The organism is Phenylobacterium sp. (assembly GCF_016793285.1).
GTDB lineage: Bacteria > Pseudomonadota > Alphaproteobacteria > Caulobacterales > Caulobacteraceae > Phenylobacterium.
In genome coordinates this window covers 1-14,900 of record NZ_JAEUMO010000177.1, presented here as the reverse complement: position 1 = coordinate 14,900, position 14,900 = coordinate 1, and the positions used below count along the sequence as shown (strand labels likewise).

The window sequence follows — 14,900 nt, the reverse complement described above, 5'->3', positions numbered from 1 at the left end:
TGGGTCAGGGGCCGCGCCGCCTCCGCCGCAGCGACGCTTTCGCGGCGTGACGGCGACCAAGGGCCATCAAAAGAGCCCGGTCGCCCTGGGAGGAACGAATGTCAGATACCCGCGCTCTTCGGAGCTTGCTCGCCGTTGGCGTGTCCGCTGCGGCTCTCACGGCCGTCGCGATGCCGGCCATGGCGCAGACCGCCAACTCGAACGTCATCGAAGAACTGGTCGTCACGGCCCAGAAGAAGGAAGAAGCCCTTCAGGACGTGCCGATCGCCGTTTCGGCCTTCGACCAGAACGCACTCGAGAAATCCAAGATCGACGGCGGCCCCAACCTGGTGCTGGCCGTGCCGAACGTGAACTTCTCCAAGGGGAATTTCACCGGCTACAACTTCCAGATCCGCGGCATCGGCTCGAAGCTGGTGGCCGGTTCGGGCGACGCCGGCACCGGCATCCACCTGAACAACGCCCCGCTGATCGCCAACAACCTGTTCGAGACCGAGTTCTACGACGTCGAGCGGGTGGAAGTGCTGCGCGGCCCGCAGGGCACGCTCTATGGCCGTAACGCCACCGGCGGGGTGGTCAACCTGATCACCGCCAAGCCGAAGGACGTGTTCGAGGGCAACGTCCGCGCCGAGTACGGCAACTACAACACCATCAAGGGCCGCGGGATGATCAACATCCCGCTGGGCGACATGTTCGCCCTGCGCGTGGCCGGCAGCTACCTGAAGCGCGACGGCTTCGGGAAGAACCTCGTGACCGGCAACGACGCCGACGACCGCGACCTGTTCGGCACGCGCGCGACGCTGGCCTTCAAGCCGACCGAGAAGTTCCGCGCCTGGGTGATGTGGGATCACTTCGAGGAAGACGACAACCGCTCGCGCATCGGCAAGCAGTTCTGCTCGAAGGACACCGGGCCCGCCAACGTGGGGGGCGTCGGCTTCTCGCCGGTCGCACCGATCGCCCAGATCGAACAGGGCCTGTTCAGCCAGGGCTGCCGCGCCACCTCGCTGTACGCCGCCGACGCGCTCGGCACCGTGAACAGCCAGGCGACCCTGGGCGGCCTGTTCGGCGCCCTCGGCGGCTTCCAGACCGGCGACGCCTACGCCGGCAAGATGCAGACGCCGAACATCCGCGACATCGAGTCGACCTTCGACCCGATCTACAAGTCGAAGACCGACATCTACGAGTTCAACGCGGCGTTCGACGTCGCGGACAACCTGACCCTGAACTGGCTGTCGGCCTACACCTTCTACAAGCTGACGACGCGCCAGGACTACAACCGCTACACGCCGTCGGTGCCGTTCAACACGACGCCCAACCCGGTCAACGCCTTCGCGGCGCTGGGTGCGGCCTACAATTCGATCTACGCCGGCCTCTTTCCCGGCGGCGCGATCAACGATCCGCAGAACGGCCGCTTCAACCGCTTCACCACCAGCGACATCTCGTCGGGCTACACCGAGCAGTGGAGCCATGAGGTGCGCCTGCAGTCGAGCTTCGAGGGCCCGTTCAACTTCAACGTCGGCGGCATCTTCTCCCGCTTCCAGGGGACCGGCGACTACTACGTGATGTTCAACACGGGCACCGGCTTCTACCAGATCAACAACTTCCTCAACACCGGCAACGCCAACTGCACCACCGGCGCGGCGTGCGTGGCGGTCGACCCGAACGCCGATCCCAACCGGTCAGGGCACAACTACTACGACTCCTACGGCCCGTATGACCTGACGTCTTACGCGCTGTTCGGCGAATTCTATTATCAGATGTCCGACAACTTCAAATGGACACTCGGCCTGCGCTACACGGTCGACGAGAAGGACGTCGAGAACCATTCGGTGGTGCTGGGCACCCCCGGCTCCGGCATCGGCTCGCCCCTGCCCGGCCAGGACGCCATCCTGCACGTCAAGTTCAAGAAGCCCACGGGCCGCTTCGGCTTCGACTGGAAGCCGGATCTCGCCCTCACCGACGAGACGCTGGTCTATGCGTTCTACTCGCGCGGCTACAAGTCGGGCGGCCTGAACTCGCCGCCCAGCCCGGGCATCGGCGTCGTTCCGACCTCGTTGATCTTCAAGCCGGAACTGATCGACGCCTATGAGATCGGGACGAAGAACACCCTGCTCAACGGCACGATGCAGTTGAACCTCACCGGCTTCTACTACGACTACAAGAACTACCAGATCAGCCGAATCATCAACCGCGCCTCGACCAACGACAACATCGACGCCGAGGTGAAGGGGCTCGAACTGGAGTCGATCTGGCAGCCGCTGGAAGGCCTGCGGCTCAACGCTGCGATCGGCTACCTCGACACCAAGATCAAGGACGCTTCGCTGGTCGACACCTTCAATCGCACCGGGGGCAACCCGCTGCTGACGGTGGTGAAGTCGAGCTCGGCGTCCAACTGCGTGACCTCGACCGCCTCGGCCGCCCAGGCCCTGGCGATCACCAACGCCGCGAACAATCCGTTCACGCTGCTGGGCGTCTGCACCATCACCTCGGCGGCGGGCGCGGGCACGAACATCGCCGGCACCGGGGCCATCGCCGCCGGCACCAACGCCTTCGGCGGCCTGGTCTCGGAAGGGGTGCCGCAGGACCTGTCGGGCAACGACCTGCCCAACGCGCCGCATTGGACGATCTCGCTGGGGGCCCAGTACACCTGGAACTTCGGCGACTGGGACGCCACGCTGCGCGGCGACTACTATCACCAGACCAAGACGTTCGCGCGGATCTACAACTCCCAGCCGGACGCCATCAAAGCCTGGGACAACGTCAACCTGACGCTGACCGTCAACAACGCCGACATGGGCGTCGAACTGGCCGGCTTCATCAAGAACGCCACCAACGAGAAGGCGATCACCGACTTCTACCTGACAGACGACAGCTCCGGCCTGTTCCGGAACGTCTTCTACACCGAGCCGCGCACCTACGGCGTCTCGGTCACCAAGCGCTGGTAGAACCCGGCGCTCCCAGGGCGACCACTTTCGGGGCGGCGGAGCAATCCGCCGCCCTTTGTCTTGCGCGGGCGTCGCCGCCGGCCCCGACCTCGCCCAACGTCCGGTAGAACCGCGTTTCACGAGTCGGTATGGCGCGAGTTGCATTGCGGGGTTCGCCGAACCGTTATGCACTAAGAGATTGGCGAACCACGTTCACTTTCTCGTCTCACATTCGAAAATGCGGTCTTTTCGCCACAGTCGCGGAAAAGCCTCGTCGGGATCCCGCAACTTATCAGGCTTCAGTTGACCTCCCGCCGGCGGCGCTATGAGGGTCTGCGCCCTCGGTGCGCCTCCCCGCGCCCGTTCCGACAAACAGCCAACGACAGGGCCGCCGGCTCCCCCCGCGCGCGCCTTGGGAGGACCTCTATGTCTCGCAAAACCGCGCCCGCGCGGCGGCTGCTGGCCGCCGGCGCCTCGATCTTCGCCCTCTGCGCGTTCGCGCAGCCCGCGCTGGCCCAGGCCGGCGACGAAGGCGCCACCCTCGAGGAGCTGGTGGTCACCGCCGAAAAGCGCGAGCAGTCGCTGCAGGACGTGCCGGTGGCCGTCTCGGCCTTCACCTCCGAGCGCCGCGACACCGTCGGCATCGTCGGCATCCAGGACTTCGTGAACTTCACGCCGGGCATGAACTATTCCGGCACCGACCGCGTCAGCCTGCGCGGCGCCGGGCGCAACACTTTCTACATCGGCAACGACCCGGGCGTGGCGTCCTACTCGGACGGCTTCTACTCCGCCTCGTCGTCCGAGCTGTTCAAGACGCCGCTCTTCATCGAGCGCACCGAGATCCTTCGCGGCCCGCAGGGCACGCTGTACGGCCGCAACGCCATCGGCGGCGCGATCAACCAGGTCTCCAAGCGCCCCTCCAAGGAGTTCGGCGGCGAGATCCGCGCCAGCTACGGCAACTACGACCGCACCCGCATCGAGGCGGTCGTGTCGCTGCCGGTGGCCGACAACCTGCGCTTCAAGGTCGGCGGCAGCCAGGACCACCAGCGCGACGGCTTCATCAAGAACATCGGAACCGCCAACGACGGCGCCACGATCAAGCGCACCTATTTCGAGTTCCAGGTCGAGGCCGAACCCACCGAGAAGCTGTCGATCTTCGCGCGCTACAACCGCTCGAGCTGGGACGACACGCTGGGCGTCGGCGACCGCCTGAACAACCTGGTCACGCCCTACGACACGACCCGTTCGTTCGGCCTGATCGGCTCGCTCGTGCCCAACCCGCAGTTCGGCTACACGACCCCGAACCCGGGCGTGACGGATTCCTACGTCATGAACACCGACACCGACGGGTACGGCCAGCTCCGCGGCAACCACCTGCTGACGACGACGGTGAGCTACGACCTGGGCTTCGCCGAGCTGAAGTACATCGGCGGCTTCCAGCAGTACAACTACCAGACCGGTGGCGACTACGACGGCGTGAGCCGCGCGGGCTCGATCGCCATTCCCGGCATGGCGGTCCCCTACTTCCCGCAACTGACCACCGACTTCAACGAGCACAAGCGCTACTACTCGAACGAGATCAACCTGACCTCGAACGGCGACGGCCCGCTGCGCTGGATCCTCGGCCTCTACCAGTACGAGGAAGAGTACCGTCAGCGCATCCAGCTCGCTGCGCCGAACCAGGCGCAGCTCGCCCAGCCACTGACCCTGACGGGCGCGCTTGCGGCGGCGAACCCGCTGCGCAACTTCGCCGACACCCAGGCGACGCTGAACTCCAAGGCCTACGCCGTGTTCGGCCAGGCCACCTACGAGATCAACGACCAGTTCGCGGTGACGGCGGGCCTGCGCTACACCAAGGACAAGAAGGACGGGACCGAGCTCCAGCGGCTGATCATCCTGTCGCCGGCGATCGCGGCAGGCGCGGCGGCCTTCGACGTCTCGACCGACGTCGATCCGACGACGCCGGGCGTGCAGAACTTCCGCTCGCTGAAGAATAGCTGGGACGCCGTCACCGGCGTGCTGAACCTCGACTGGACGCCCGACGAAGACACCCTCGTCTATGGCAAGTACAGCCGCGGCTACAAGTCGGGCGGGTTCCTGCTGGGCACGCTCTCGGCGCAGCCGGAAGCCGACCAGGAACAAGTGGACGCCTTCGAACTGGGCCTGAAGAAGACCATCGCGCGCCGGCTGCAGGTGAACGCGGCCGCGTTCTACAACGACTACAAGGACCTGCAGCTCAACCTGTCGCAGTTGAACGCGACCGGCACGGCGGCGGCGAACAACTTCGTCAACGTCGACGCCGAGGCCTACGGCCTGGAACTGGAAGCCATCTGGCGTCCGATCGCCGCCCTCGACCTCTCGGCGAGCTACGGCTACCTGCACACCGAGATCACCAAGGGCTGCTGCTTCTACGATCCGGCGGACCCTGGCGCGCTCGACCCGAACGCGACGCCGTCCGGCGGCTCCGTGCTCTCCAACGGCGCCCGCCTGGTGTTCCAGACGCTGAAGGGCTCGCGAATCTATCAGTCGCCGAAGAACAAGCTGGCGGCCAACGCCAACTACACCTTCGACTTCGCGCCGGGCTCGCTGATCGTGTCGGCCACCTACACCTGGACGGACGAGACCTACTATCAGCCGTTCAAGAGCGCGGCGAACCGGGTGAAAGCCTACGACACGACCGACTTCCGGGCGCTGTGGGTGGACGGCGAGGACCGCTTCACGATCATCGGCTACGTGAAGAACGCCTTCGACCAGAAGGGCTTCACGTCGAACGGCTCGACCACGCCGACGGCGATCTTCGACAGCCCGAACCCGGGCACGACCTCGATCGTGCAGACCCGGACCGCGATCACCCGGGGCCTGATCCAGCCGCGCACCTACGGCGTGGAGCTGCAGTACCGCTTCTAACGCTCTGATCTGGCGCTGTACTTCCTCCTGTAAGCGCCGACTTCCAGGCGGCGAACCGTTTCGGTTCGCCGCCGTTCTTTTGCCCGAGCCACGCCACCGCTCCAGACGCGACCGGACGGCGCGCCCCGGGGGCCGCGGCGTGCCGACGCGAACGCGAATCCGCGTCCCGATCCCCGGATTTAACCTCTACGCAAGTGCTCGCGCGCAGAATGGGTATCCAAGGTTGCTTCGTACCCGGCGGTTCATGTCCCTCCCCGAGTTCTTCTCCGACCGCGTCACGGCCGAGATCCGTCAGCAGATGGAAGGCGTGATGGCGCTCACCGGGCAGCTCGCGCGCCAGCGCCTGACGCCCGACGGCGAGGCGTGCGTGGCAGGCGTGACCGAGGCCGCCGAGACGGTGCTGCGGGTGATGTCGGCGGGGCTCGATCTCAAGAGCGTACACAGCCGCGGCGTCAGCCTCGACCTCGAGCCCGTCCGTCTCCGGGAGGTGATGGACGAGTTGCAGGACCGCTGGCAGCCGCGCGCCGCGGCGGGCGGCGTGACCCTGCTGGTCGCCTACGACGGCGACCCCGATGCGGCGGCCATGACCGACCGCAGGCGCCTGCTGCAGGTCTTCGACGGCTTCATCGGCGAGGCCGTGGCGGCCCAGGCCCGCGGCGCCGTCGAGGCCACGCTGCGCGCCCACGCGGACGACGCCGGCGGCATCCGCCTCGAAGGCCGCGTGCGGGGCCCGCGCGACACCGGCTGGGACGACATGAACCTCGACGCGCGAATCATGAGCATCGAGGCGCGTCTCGGCCTGGAGGTGGCGCTGGGCGCGATGCTGGCCCGCAGCATCCTCGACGGCATGGAGGGCGAGCTGCGCAAGGAGGCCAACGCCGGCGCCTCCGACACCGTGGCCTTCGAAATCCGCCTGGCCCCCGTCGCCGAGCCGGTGGACCAGAGTCCGACCGAGGACGCCGGCCGCGCCGCGCACATCCTGGTCGTCGACGACAACGCCACCAACCGCATGGTCGCCCAGTCCCTGGTCGAGATGTTCGACTGCACCAGCGAGGCGGCCGAGGACGGCGAAGAGGCTGTCGAAGCCGCCCGCTCGGGCCGCTTCGACCTGATCCTCATGGACATCAAGATGCCGCGGATGGACGGCGTCGCCGCCACCCGCGCGATCCGCGCCCTCGGCGGCCCGATCGCCAAGACCCCGATCATCGCGCTCACCGCCAACGCCGATCCCGAGGACGCCGAGGGCTACCTCGCCGCCGGCATGAACGGCGTGGTGGAGAAGCCGATGAAGCCGGAGCACCTGCTGCAGGCGCTCCAGAACGCGCTCGCCCCGCCCGACGAGGCGGCGGCGGCCTGAGGCGCCTCAGTCTCCCGCCGCATCGCCAGCCTGTTCGTCGGCCAGGTTCAGTCCGTCCGCCAAGCGGTTTTGCGGCGCATCGGACGACGGCGCCGCAGCGTCGCGCCCGCGATGCCGAAGCCGGCGAGCATCAGGGCCCAGGCGGCGGGCTCGGGCACACCGCCGCCGTTCGAGCCGCCCGCGGTGAATCTGAAGTTGTCGTAGATCACCCCCTCCTCGTCGCTGGTCCCGTCCAGCGTCAGGCGGGTGAGTCCGGCGAGGTCCGAGAGGTCGATGCGGTTGGTCGCGAAGCCCCGCGTCAGCGCGATGCTTCGGGTCACGAGGCCGGCCGCCGTGACCGCCGAGATGCTGAGGACGCTGTCCCGGTCGTCGACCTGGAAGACATCGAAGCTCAGGCCCGCGGTGGGCGCCGTGAAATCGAGGGTGAGCGCGGCGCGGCAGGCGTTGGTGGCATGCGGGCAGAGGCCACGGTCCAGAAGGCCGTTGAACGTGAATACGCGAAGCCCCGACACGGACGAGAATGCGACGTCCGGATAGCTGAGCGGATTGGCGACTGGGTCCACGAAGCTGGCCGTCTGGTCGCTGAAGTCGATCAGCGTCTCGGCCGCCTGGGCCGAACCGGCCAGACAGGATACCGCGGCGACCGCCGCCATTGTCTGCGCGAGCGCGCGCCGCGCCAGGACCACCTTGAACATTCAACACACTCCCCCATCGCGACGCACTGTCGCCGGCCTTCTGGCCTAGTGCGGCGCAGCCGGACTGGGCCATAGTGCGAACGGACCATGTGGGGATGGCCGCTCGGGCGGCGCGCGAGTGCGGGGTGACGTCGTCGATGGCGGAGAGGGAGGCATTGCCCGAGGCGCTGCTCGACACCCTCTATCGCGTGGCCTCGGACCCCGACACCTGGGAGGAACTGGTCGACGCCCTGCCCGAGACGGCCCTGGACCCCCGCAGCCTGGACCGCGACCTGCAGCGAGGCATCGAGATCGCCCGGCGCGTCTCGTCGCGACCGGCCTCGCCGGCGCCGGCGCGCGCGACCCTGAGGCTGGACGCCCGCCTGGCGGTGCAGGCCCTGGGCGGACAGGCCGCCGACCTCATGGGCGCGATCGCCGTCGGGCGGCGCCTGCCGATGGCCGACGAGGACAGCGAGCATGCCCTAAGGCTGGCGATGGACCGCGCCGGCCGGACGGGGACGGCGGTGATCATGTTCCGCCTGGCCGGTATCGACGGCCCGCTGGTCGGCCGGCTGTCGGCGGAGCCGGCCGGCGTCATGCTGTCCTTCAGCCGCACGGAGACCGGCGACGCGGCCGACGCGCTCGGGCTCACCCCCGCGGAGGCCCGGCTCGTGGGCGCGCTCAGCGACGCGGACGGGCTGAAGGGAGCCGCCGACCAGCTCGGCGTCAGCGTGAACACCGCGCGCAACCAACTGGCGTCGATCTTCGAGAAGCTGGGCGTGCGCAGCCAGGCCGACCTCGCCCGGCTGGTGGGCGAGGTGGCGCGCCATGAGCGGCCGGCGCCGGGCGCCGACGCCGACCCGTGGCCCCGCCGTGAGACCATGATCCTGAGGGACGGCCGACGGCTGGCCTACCGCGTCTACGGTGACGGCTCGGCGGCGCGCAGCGTCATGACCTTCCATGACGGGCTGGGCAGTTCGCTCGTGCCGCTCGAAACCGGCCCTATCGCGCGGCAGGCCGGCCTGCGGGTGATCTCGGCCGAACGGCCGGGCTTCGGCGGCTCGGACCCGTTGCGCGACTACAGCCTGGAGACGGTCGCGGCCGACATGGAGGAACTCCGCGATCGCCTGGCGCTCGCCGAGCCGGCACTGGTGGGCCTGCTCGCCGGCGCCGCGCCGATGCTGGCGACCGCCGCGCGGTTCGGCGCGCGCGCCCGCAAGGCGGTGATCCTGTCGGGACGGCCGCCACGGGAGCCTCGCGACGCCGGCGGCAATCCCCTGCTGCGGTTCCGCGCCAGCATGGTGCGCCATCCCCGCCTGGCCCAGGCCGCCTTCGCGATCCTGGGGACCCGCATCTCGCCGAAGGCGGTCGAGCGCATGCTCCGGCGCGCCGGCAAGGGATCGCCCGGCGACCTGGCCCTGCTGGCCGAGCATCCGGAAATCGCCGCGTTCCTGAGCCGCTCCGCGCTGGAGGCGCTGGAGGGCGGCGGCAGCGGCCCGGCGGCCGAACTGGCGATCAGCGGCGCGGCCCCCTCCTTCCATCTGGCCGGCGTCTCGGCGCCGCTCGAGGTCTTCCACGGCGAGGAGGACGCGCTTTCGCCGCTGGGACTGTTGCAGGCCTATCTCGGCGACCGGCCCTACGCGCTCACCGTCTATCCCGGCATCGGCCAGCTCATGGCTCTCCGCCACTGGGGCGCGATCCTCGCCGGACTGTGAGGCCCGGCGGGCGGTTTCACCTGCAACTTTCTTGCGTCGTCCGGGCCTATTGCGCGGGTGTTCGCAATGACTTAGTCGGCGAGTTCCTGTTTTCGGGGGCGTTTATGTCCGAGGCGAAGAAGGCGGCCGCGCCGCCCTCACTGGAGGCCGTGCGCCAGCGCATCGATGCGCTGGACACCGAACTCCTGCGCCTCATCGACGAGCGCGCCTCGCTGGCGCGCGTGGTGGCCGACGCGAAGCGCGCGGCCGGCGACGGCGACAAGTTCGGCCTGCGTCCCGCGCGGGAGGCGGCGATCCTGCGCCGGCTGATCGGGTCGAAGCGGCAGGCGGCGAGCCCCGGGCTGATCGTGCGCATCTGGCGCGAGCTGATCGGCGACAGCCTGGCGAGCCAGGGGCCGTTCCACATCAGCGTCTGGGGCGGCAAGGATCCCGGCCGCACGGTCGAGCTGGCGCGGAGCCGGTTCGGCGCTGCGCCGCCGCTGGCGCAGGTGGGCAAGCCCGAAGACGCCGTGGCCGCCGCGAAGACCCTGGGCGGCGTCGCGGTCTGCGCGCTGACAGGCGACAGCGCCTGGTGGGGCCGGCTGCTGGCCGAGCCGAAGCTGAGGGTGTTCGCGACGCTGCCGTGCCTGGGCGCCTGGGGCCCGGTCTCGGCGCTGGCCGTGGCGGCGGTGGACGTGGAGCCCACGGGCGACGACGTCACGCTCTGGGTCACCGATGCCCCCGAGCCGGCCGCCACCGTCGAGGAGGCGCTGTCGAAGGACGGGGTCGCCGCGGAGCTGCTCGTCGAGGCGGGCGGGCTGAAGCTGTTCGGCCTGGCCGGGTTCTACCAGGCCGACGACGCGCGGCTGGCCCGCGCCCCCGGGCGCCTGTCCGGCGTAATTGGGGCTGCCCCCGGCCTGCTGGACGTGTAGAAGGGCAACTGGTTTCAATTGAAACGATCCGCCATGCCCGACTCCAGCGACATCCCCGCCGACCGCTCGCGCGCCCCGCGCCCCGTCCCGAAGCCCGGGATCATGGACATCCACGCCTATGTGCCCGGCAAGGCGCAGGCGGAGGGCGTGGCCGACCCGGTCAAGCTCTCGGCCAACGAGAACATCCTGGGCTCCAGCGAGAAGGCCCGCGAAGCCTACGCGAGCGCCGCGGGCCAGCTCCACGTCTATCCCGACAGCCGCGTCTCGATCGTGCGTGACGCCATCGCCGATCACTACCGGCTGGAGCCCGAACGGCTGATCTTCGGCTGCGGCTCGGACGAGGTGTTCCAGCTCCTGAACCAGACGTTCCTGGAGCCGGGCGACAACATGGTGCAGGGCGAGTACGCCTTTGCCGCCTTCGCCATCGGCGCGCGCGCCTGCCAGGCCGAGGTCCGCAGCGCGCCCGAACCCAACCATCGCATCGACGTCGACGAGCTGCTGAAATGCGTCGACGAGCGCACGCGGCTGGTGTTCCTCGCCAACCCCGGCAACCCGACCGGCACCTGGATCCCCTTCTCCGAGGTGCTGCGGCTGCACGCAGCCCTGCCGCCCAGCGTGGTGCTGGTGCTGGACGGCGCCTACTCCGAGTTCGCCACCGACCCGACCTTCCAGGACGGGCTCGACTTCGCGCGGACCGCCGAGAACGTGGTGGTGACCCACACCTTCTCGAAGCTGCACGGCCTGGCCGCGCTGCGGGTGGGCTGGGGCTATGCGCCGGCGGCGATCGCCGCGGCGGTCGACCGCATCCGCCTGCCCTTCAACATCTCGATCCCGGCGCAGTTGGCGGCCGTGGCGGCGATCAGGGACACCGAGTTCCAGGACCGCTCCATCGCCCACGTCGAGCAGTGGCGGCCGTGGCTGACCCAGCAGATCGGCGGGCTGGGGCTGGACGTCGTGGGCCCGTCGGCCACGAACTTCGTGCTGATCGGTTTCCCGAAGAGCGGCAAGACTGCCGCCGCGGCGGACGACTTCCTGAGCGCGCGGGGACTCCTGACTCGCCGCCTGCTGAACTACGGCATGCCCGACCACCTGCGCCTGACGATCGGCCTCGAAGCGCACAACCGCGCCGTCGTCGATGCGCTGGCCGACTTCATGAAGAGCTGAGGATGGTCACGCCGATCTACGCGAAGATGGCGGTGATCGGCTGCGGCCTGATCGGCTCGTCGCTGATCCACGCCGCGCGTGCGGCCGGCGCAGTGGGCGAGATCGCCGTCGCGGAGACGTCCGAGGCTGCGCGGTCGCGGATCGCCGCGCTGGGCCTGGGCGACAGCGTGACCGGCGATGCGGCCGAGGCGGCAAGGGACGCCGACCTCGTGGTCTTCGCCGTGCCGGTAATGTCGATGGCGGCGGCGGCCAGGGCGGCGGCGCCCGGCCTCAAGCCCGGCGCGACGGTCACCGACGTCGGCTCGGTGAAGGCCCACGTGGCCGAGGCGCTGAGCGCGAACTGCCCCGAGGGCGTCTTCGTGATCCCCGGCCACCCCATCGCCGGCACCGAGCAGTCGGGGCCGGACGCAGGCTTCGCCGAGCTGTTCCAGAACCGCTGGACCATCCTGACGCCCGACGAGCGGACCGACGCGCCCTACCGCGAGGCGGTCGATCGGCTGGCGGCGTTCTGGACGGCGATCGGCGCCCGGGTCGAGGAGATGGACGCCCGGCACCACGACCTGGTGCTGGCCATCACCAGCCACCTGCCCCACCTGATCGCCTACAACATCGTCGGCACCGCCCACGACCTGGAGGGCGTCGCCGAGGCCGAGGTGATGAAGTACTCCGCCGGCGGCTTCCGCGACTTCACACGGATCGCGGCGTCCGATCCCACGATGTGGCGCGACGTGTTCCTGACCAACAAGGACGCGGTGCTGGAGGTGCTGGGCCGGTTCACCGAGGACCTGCAGGCGCTCAGCCGCGCGATCCGCTGGGGCGAAGGCGACAAGCTGTTCGACCTCTTCTCGAAGACGCGCGAGATCCGCCGCGGCATCGTGGCCATGGGCCAGGAGAGCGCCGAACCGAATTTCGGCCGCGACCGCGGCAAGCACTGATCCGCCACAATCGCGAAATACCCCCGCAATCTGGCGCGCGCCCCCTCGCGGCGCGACACAACACGGGGAGTTCCCACATGCGCACCATCGTCTTCGCGGCCGCGGCCGCCGCCCTGCTCGCCTCGGCCGGCGCGGCCTTCGCCCAGATGCCGGCCCCGGCCGACCTGATCAAGAACTGGGACAAGGACGGCGACGGCGCGGTCAGCAAGGAAGAATGGACGGCCGCGGGCCGCCAGGCCGAACGCTTCGACCTGATCGACGCGAACAAGGACGGCAAGATCACGGCCGCCGAACTGGAGGCCGCGATGGCCGCCATGCGGCAGCGCCAGGGCGGCTGATCCGCGGAAGATCGGAGGCCGGCCTTGACCGGCCTCTTTTCTGCGCCGATATTCACCCTTATGGGTGAATATCATGGATGAGACGCTGGTAGCGCTCGCCGACCCGACGCGGCGGGCGATTCTGGCGCGGTTGGCGGCCGAGGGCGAGGCGCGCGTGACCGACGTCGCCAGGCCGTTCGCGATCTCGCTGAACTCGGTTTCGAAGCACATCCGGATGCTGGAGCGGGCCGCCCTCGTGCGCCGCCGCGTCGAGGGCCGGACGCACTACCTGACCTTGAACCCCGCCCCGCTCGATGCGGCGGCCGAATGGATCGACGCGCAGCGCCGGCTGTGGAGCTGGCGGCTGGGCGAACTGGAGAAGGCGCTGGATCATGGGTGAGTTCACGGTGACCCGGCGGCTGCGCCATCCGGCCGAGCGCGTCTTCGACGCCTGGCTGGATCCGAAGCTGGCGGCGAAGTTCCTGTTCGCGACGCCGACCGGGCAGATGATCCTGGCCGAGACGGACCCGCGGGTCGGCGGGACCTTCACCTTCGTCGACCGCCGCCCCGATACGGGCGACGTGCTGCACACGGGCGAGTACCTGGAGATCGACCGGCCGCGGCGGCTGGTCTTCACCTTCGCCGTCCCGGCGCACAATCCGAACGCCACGCGGGTCGAGGTCGAGATCGCGCCGACGGCCGACGGCTGCGAGGTGCGCCTGACCCAACGCGACACACCGGACGAGTGGGTCGAGCCGTCGACCAAGGGCTGGACGATGATCCTGGAAGCCCTGGACGCGGCGCTCGGCGCTTGACGCCCTCCCCGGCGCGCGATGGCATCCGGCGCGGGGGGACGCGTGATCGTCGGATTGATCATTCTGGTGCTCGCCTTCGGGGCCATGGCCGTCGTGGGCCTGGAGCTGTGGGTGGCGGTCCGGGACGAGCCGCACTCCTTCTTCAAGGCGTGGATCGCGTGGACGCCGCTGGCGATGGCGGGCCTGGCCGCCCTGATGGCGGGCGCGGGGCGGGAGGCGGCGATCTGGACCGGCCTCATCGGCGGGCCGCTCGCCTACCCGATCTGGCGTGTCAGCCACTACCTCCGCTACGAGATGGGGCCAGACCCGGCGGAGGAAGACGCGAAGGAGAAGGCGCGGATTAAGTACCGCGCCACGGACTTCGGTAGCGGCCGGCCCGGCCACGAAGCACCGGCCGCGGCGCCGCTGCGGTTCCGGCCGGGCGAACTTGCCGTGATCGGGTTTGCGTTCGCCATGGCGGCGGTGGCGTACGGGGCGCTCTACGCGGGCGGGGCCTTCGCGCCGCCGCCGACGCCGCGCGAACTGGTGACGGCCACGCTTGAGCAGCGCGGCTACGTTGCGCCGCGCGTGTCGCGCGTTGCGAGGGGCGGCGCCGAAGCCTGCGCGGGCACGACCTACTACTGGACCGCGGCCGGCGCCGAGGGCGGCGCCTGCGGCCGCGAGGGCGACGACTATGTCACGGTGTGGGTCGAGCGGACCTGGACGCGACCGGGCGCGCTCTCACCCGCCGCGGTCACCCCGAAGCAAGCCCCTTGAGCGTTAGCTCGCTCGCTTCCCGGCGAAATCGGGAGAGGAGCGATCAAGGCGTCGGTGCGGGCAGGAACTCCGCGACCTCCTCGATGGCCTCGACGAGGGTGACGCGCTTCAGCTCCACGCCGTCCGGCAAGCCGCTGAAGAGGCGGGTCGGGCTGGAGGCGTCGAGCATGACGAAGACGCCCTTGTCGTCGGCGCGGCGGATGAGGCGGCCGAAGGCCTGGGCGATGCGGGCTCTCGCGATGGCGTCGTCGTAGGTTTTGTTGCCGAACCTCGCCCGGCGCGACTTGTGCAGGATGTCGGGGCGCGGCCAGGGGATGCGGTCGAAGACCAGCAGGCGGAGCGAGCGGCCGGGGACGTCGACGCCGTCGCGCACGGCGTCGGTGCCCAGCAGGCAGGCGTCCTCCTCGGCGCGGAAGATGTCGACCAGG

The 14,900-nt window shown here is 69.6% G+C and carries 13 protein-coding genes; 11 read left to right on the top strand and 2 right to left on the bottom strand.

Going from position 1 to position 14,900, the window contains the following annotated elements; genetic code table 11:
- Window positions 1–179: 179 nt before the first annotated feature.
- The 3 genes from JNL41_RS15510 to JNL41_RS15500 all read left to right on the top strand — a co-directional run bounded on the left by JNL41_RS15510 (window position 180) and on the right by JNL41_RS15500 (window position 7,185).
- Window positions 180–2,942, top strand: coding sequence for a TonB-dependent receptor (locus tag JNL41_RS15510; RefSeq protein ID WP_365698373.1), 2,763 nt, complete (start codon window positions 180–182; stop codon window positions 2,940–2,942).
- A gap of 405 nt (window positions 2,943–3,347) precedes the next feature.
- Window positions 3,348–5,828, top strand: a complete 2,481-nt coding sequence (locus JNL41_RS15505; protein ID WP_293476463.1) for a TonB-dependent receptor — start codon at window positions 3,348–3,350, stop codon at window positions 5,826–5,828.
- A 244-nt stretch (window positions 5,829–6,072) separates the two neighbouring features.
- Window positions 6,073–7,185 carry a response regulator gene (locus JNL41_RS15500; protein ID WP_293476461.1) on the top strand — a complete coding sequence of 371 codons (1,113 nt, stop codon included), beginning with the start codon at window positions 6,073–6,075 and terminating at the stop codon, window positions 7,183–7,185.
- Window positions 7,186–7,232: 47 nt separating this feature from the next.
- On the opposite strand, the gene JNL41_RS15495 is transcribed toward JNL41_RS15500, so the two are convergent.
- Complete coding sequence (locus tag JNL41_RS15495; protein ID WP_293476459.1) at window positions 7,233–7,880, bottom strand: PEPxxWA-CTERM sorting domain-containing protein; 648 nt, start codon at window positions 7,878–7,880, stop codon at window positions 7,233–7,235.
- 137 nt (window positions 7,881–8,017) lie between these two features.
- Between JNL41_RS15495 and JNL41_RS15490 the strand changes: the two genes are divergently transcribed.
- The 8 genes from JNL41_RS15490 to JNL41_RS15455 all read left to right on the top strand — a co-directional run bounded on the left by JNL41_RS15490 (window position 8,018) and on the right by JNL41_RS15455 (window position 14,472).
- On the top strand, window positions 8,018–9,574 hold the full coding sequence (locus JNL41_RS15490; protein WP_293476457.1) for an alpha/beta fold hydrolase: 1,557 nt from the start codon (window positions 8,018–8,020) through the stop codon (window positions 9,572–9,574).
- A gap of 104 nt (window positions 9,575–9,678) precedes the next feature.
- A complete protein-coding gene (locus tag JNL41_RS15485; protein WP_293476455.1) occupies window positions 9,679–10,485 on the top strand; it encodes a chorismate mutase in 807 nt (268 codons plus the stop codon).
- A gap of 33 nt (window positions 10,486–10,518) precedes the next feature.
- Window positions 10,519–11,649, top strand: a complete 1,131-nt coding sequence (locus JNL41_RS15480) for a histidinol-phosphate transaminase (protein ID WP_293476453.1) — start codon at window positions 10,519–10,521, stop codon at window positions 11,647–11,649.
- Between the two features lie 2 nt (window positions 11,650–11,651).
- Window positions 11,652–12,584: a prephenate/arogenate dehydrogenase family protein gene (locus tag JNL41_RS15475; RefSeq protein ID WP_293476451.1), complete on the top strand. Its 933-nt coding sequence runs from the start codon at window positions 11,652–11,654 to the stop codon at window positions 12,582–12,584.
- A gap of 77 nt (window positions 12,585–12,661) precedes the next feature.
- Window positions 12,662–12,922: an EF-hand domain-containing protein gene (locus JNL41_RS15470; RefSeq protein ID WP_293476449.1), complete on the top strand. Its 261-nt coding sequence runs from the start codon at window positions 12,662–12,664 to the stop codon at window positions 12,920–12,922.
- A gap of 73 nt (window positions 12,923–12,995) precedes the next feature.
- Window positions 12,996–13,301 carry a metalloregulator ArsR/SmtB family transcription factor gene (locus tag JNL41_RS15465; protein WP_293476447.1) on the top strand — a complete coding sequence of 102 codons (306 nt, stop codon included), beginning with the start codon at window positions 12,996–12,998 and terminating at the stop codon, window positions 13,299–13,301.
- Window positions 13,294–13,716 (top strand): SRPBCC domain-containing protein, encoded by a 423-nt coding sequence (locus JNL41_RS15460; protein ID WP_293476445.1) that lies wholly within the window; start codon window positions 13,294–13,296, stop codon window positions 13,714–13,716. Before JNL41_RS15465 ends, JNL41_RS15460 begins: the two co-directional genes overlap by 8 nt.
- Before the next feature lie 42 nt (window positions 13,717–13,758).
- A complete protein-coding gene (locus JNL41_RS15455; RefSeq protein WP_293476443.1) occupies window positions 13,759–14,472 on the top strand; it encodes a hypothetical protein in 714 nt (237 codons plus the stop codon).
- A 43-nt stretch (window positions 14,473–14,515) separates the two neighbouring features.
- Here JNL41_RS15455 and JNL41_RS15450 read toward each other — a convergent pair.
- A partial coding sequence (locus tag JNL41_RS15450) for a helicase C-terminal domain-containing protein (RefSeq protein ID WP_293476441.1) occupies window positions 14,516–14,900 on the bottom strand: 385 nt, incomplete at its 5' end.

Bases quoted from the DNA above. Each gene is read 5' to 3' on its own strand.
- JNL41_RS15510 (WP_365698373.1), top strand. From the start codon at position 180: ATGGCGCAGACCGCCAACTCGAACGTCATCGAAGAACTGGTCGTCACG.
- JNL41_RS15505 (WP_293476463.1), top strand. From the start codon at position 3,348: ATGTCTCGCAAAACCGCGCCCGCGCGGCGGCTGCTGGCCGCCGGCGCC.
- JNL41_RS15500 (WP_293476461.1), top strand. From the start codon at position 6,073: ATGTCCCTCCCCGAGTTCTTCTCCGACCGCGTCACGGCCGAGATCCGT.
- JNL41_RS15495 (WP_293476459.1), bottom strand. From the start codon at position 7,880: ATGTTCAAGGTGGTCCTGGCGCGGCGCGCGCTCGCGCAGACAATGGCG.
- JNL41_RS15490 (WP_293476457.1), top strand. From the start codon at position 8,018: ATGGCGGAGAGGGAGGCATTGCCCGAGGCGCTGCTCGACACCCTCTAT.
- JNL41_RS15485 (WP_293476455.1), top strand. From the start codon at position 9,679: ATGTCCGAGGCGAAGAAGGCGGCCGCGCCGCCCTCACTGGAGGCCGTG.
- JNL41_RS15480 (WP_293476453.1), top strand. From the start codon at position 10,519: ATGCCCGACTCCAGCGACATCCCCGCCGACCGCTCGCGCGCCCCGCGC.
- JNL41_RS15475 (WP_293476451.1), top strand. From the start codon at position 11,652: ATGGTCACGCCGATCTACGCGAAGATGGCGGTGATCGGCTGCGGCCTG.
- JNL41_RS15470 (WP_293476449.1), top strand. From the start codon at position 12,662: ATGCGCACCATCGTCTTCGCGGCCGCGGCCGCCGCCCTGCTCGCCTCG.
- JNL41_RS15465 (WP_293476447.1), top strand. From the start codon at position 12,996: ATGGATGAGACGCTGGTAGCGCTCGCCGACCCGACGCGGCGGGCGATT.
- JNL41_RS15460 (WP_293476445.1), top strand. From the start codon at position 13,294: ATGGGTGAGTTCACGGTGACCCGGCGGCTGCGCCATCCGGCCGAGCGC.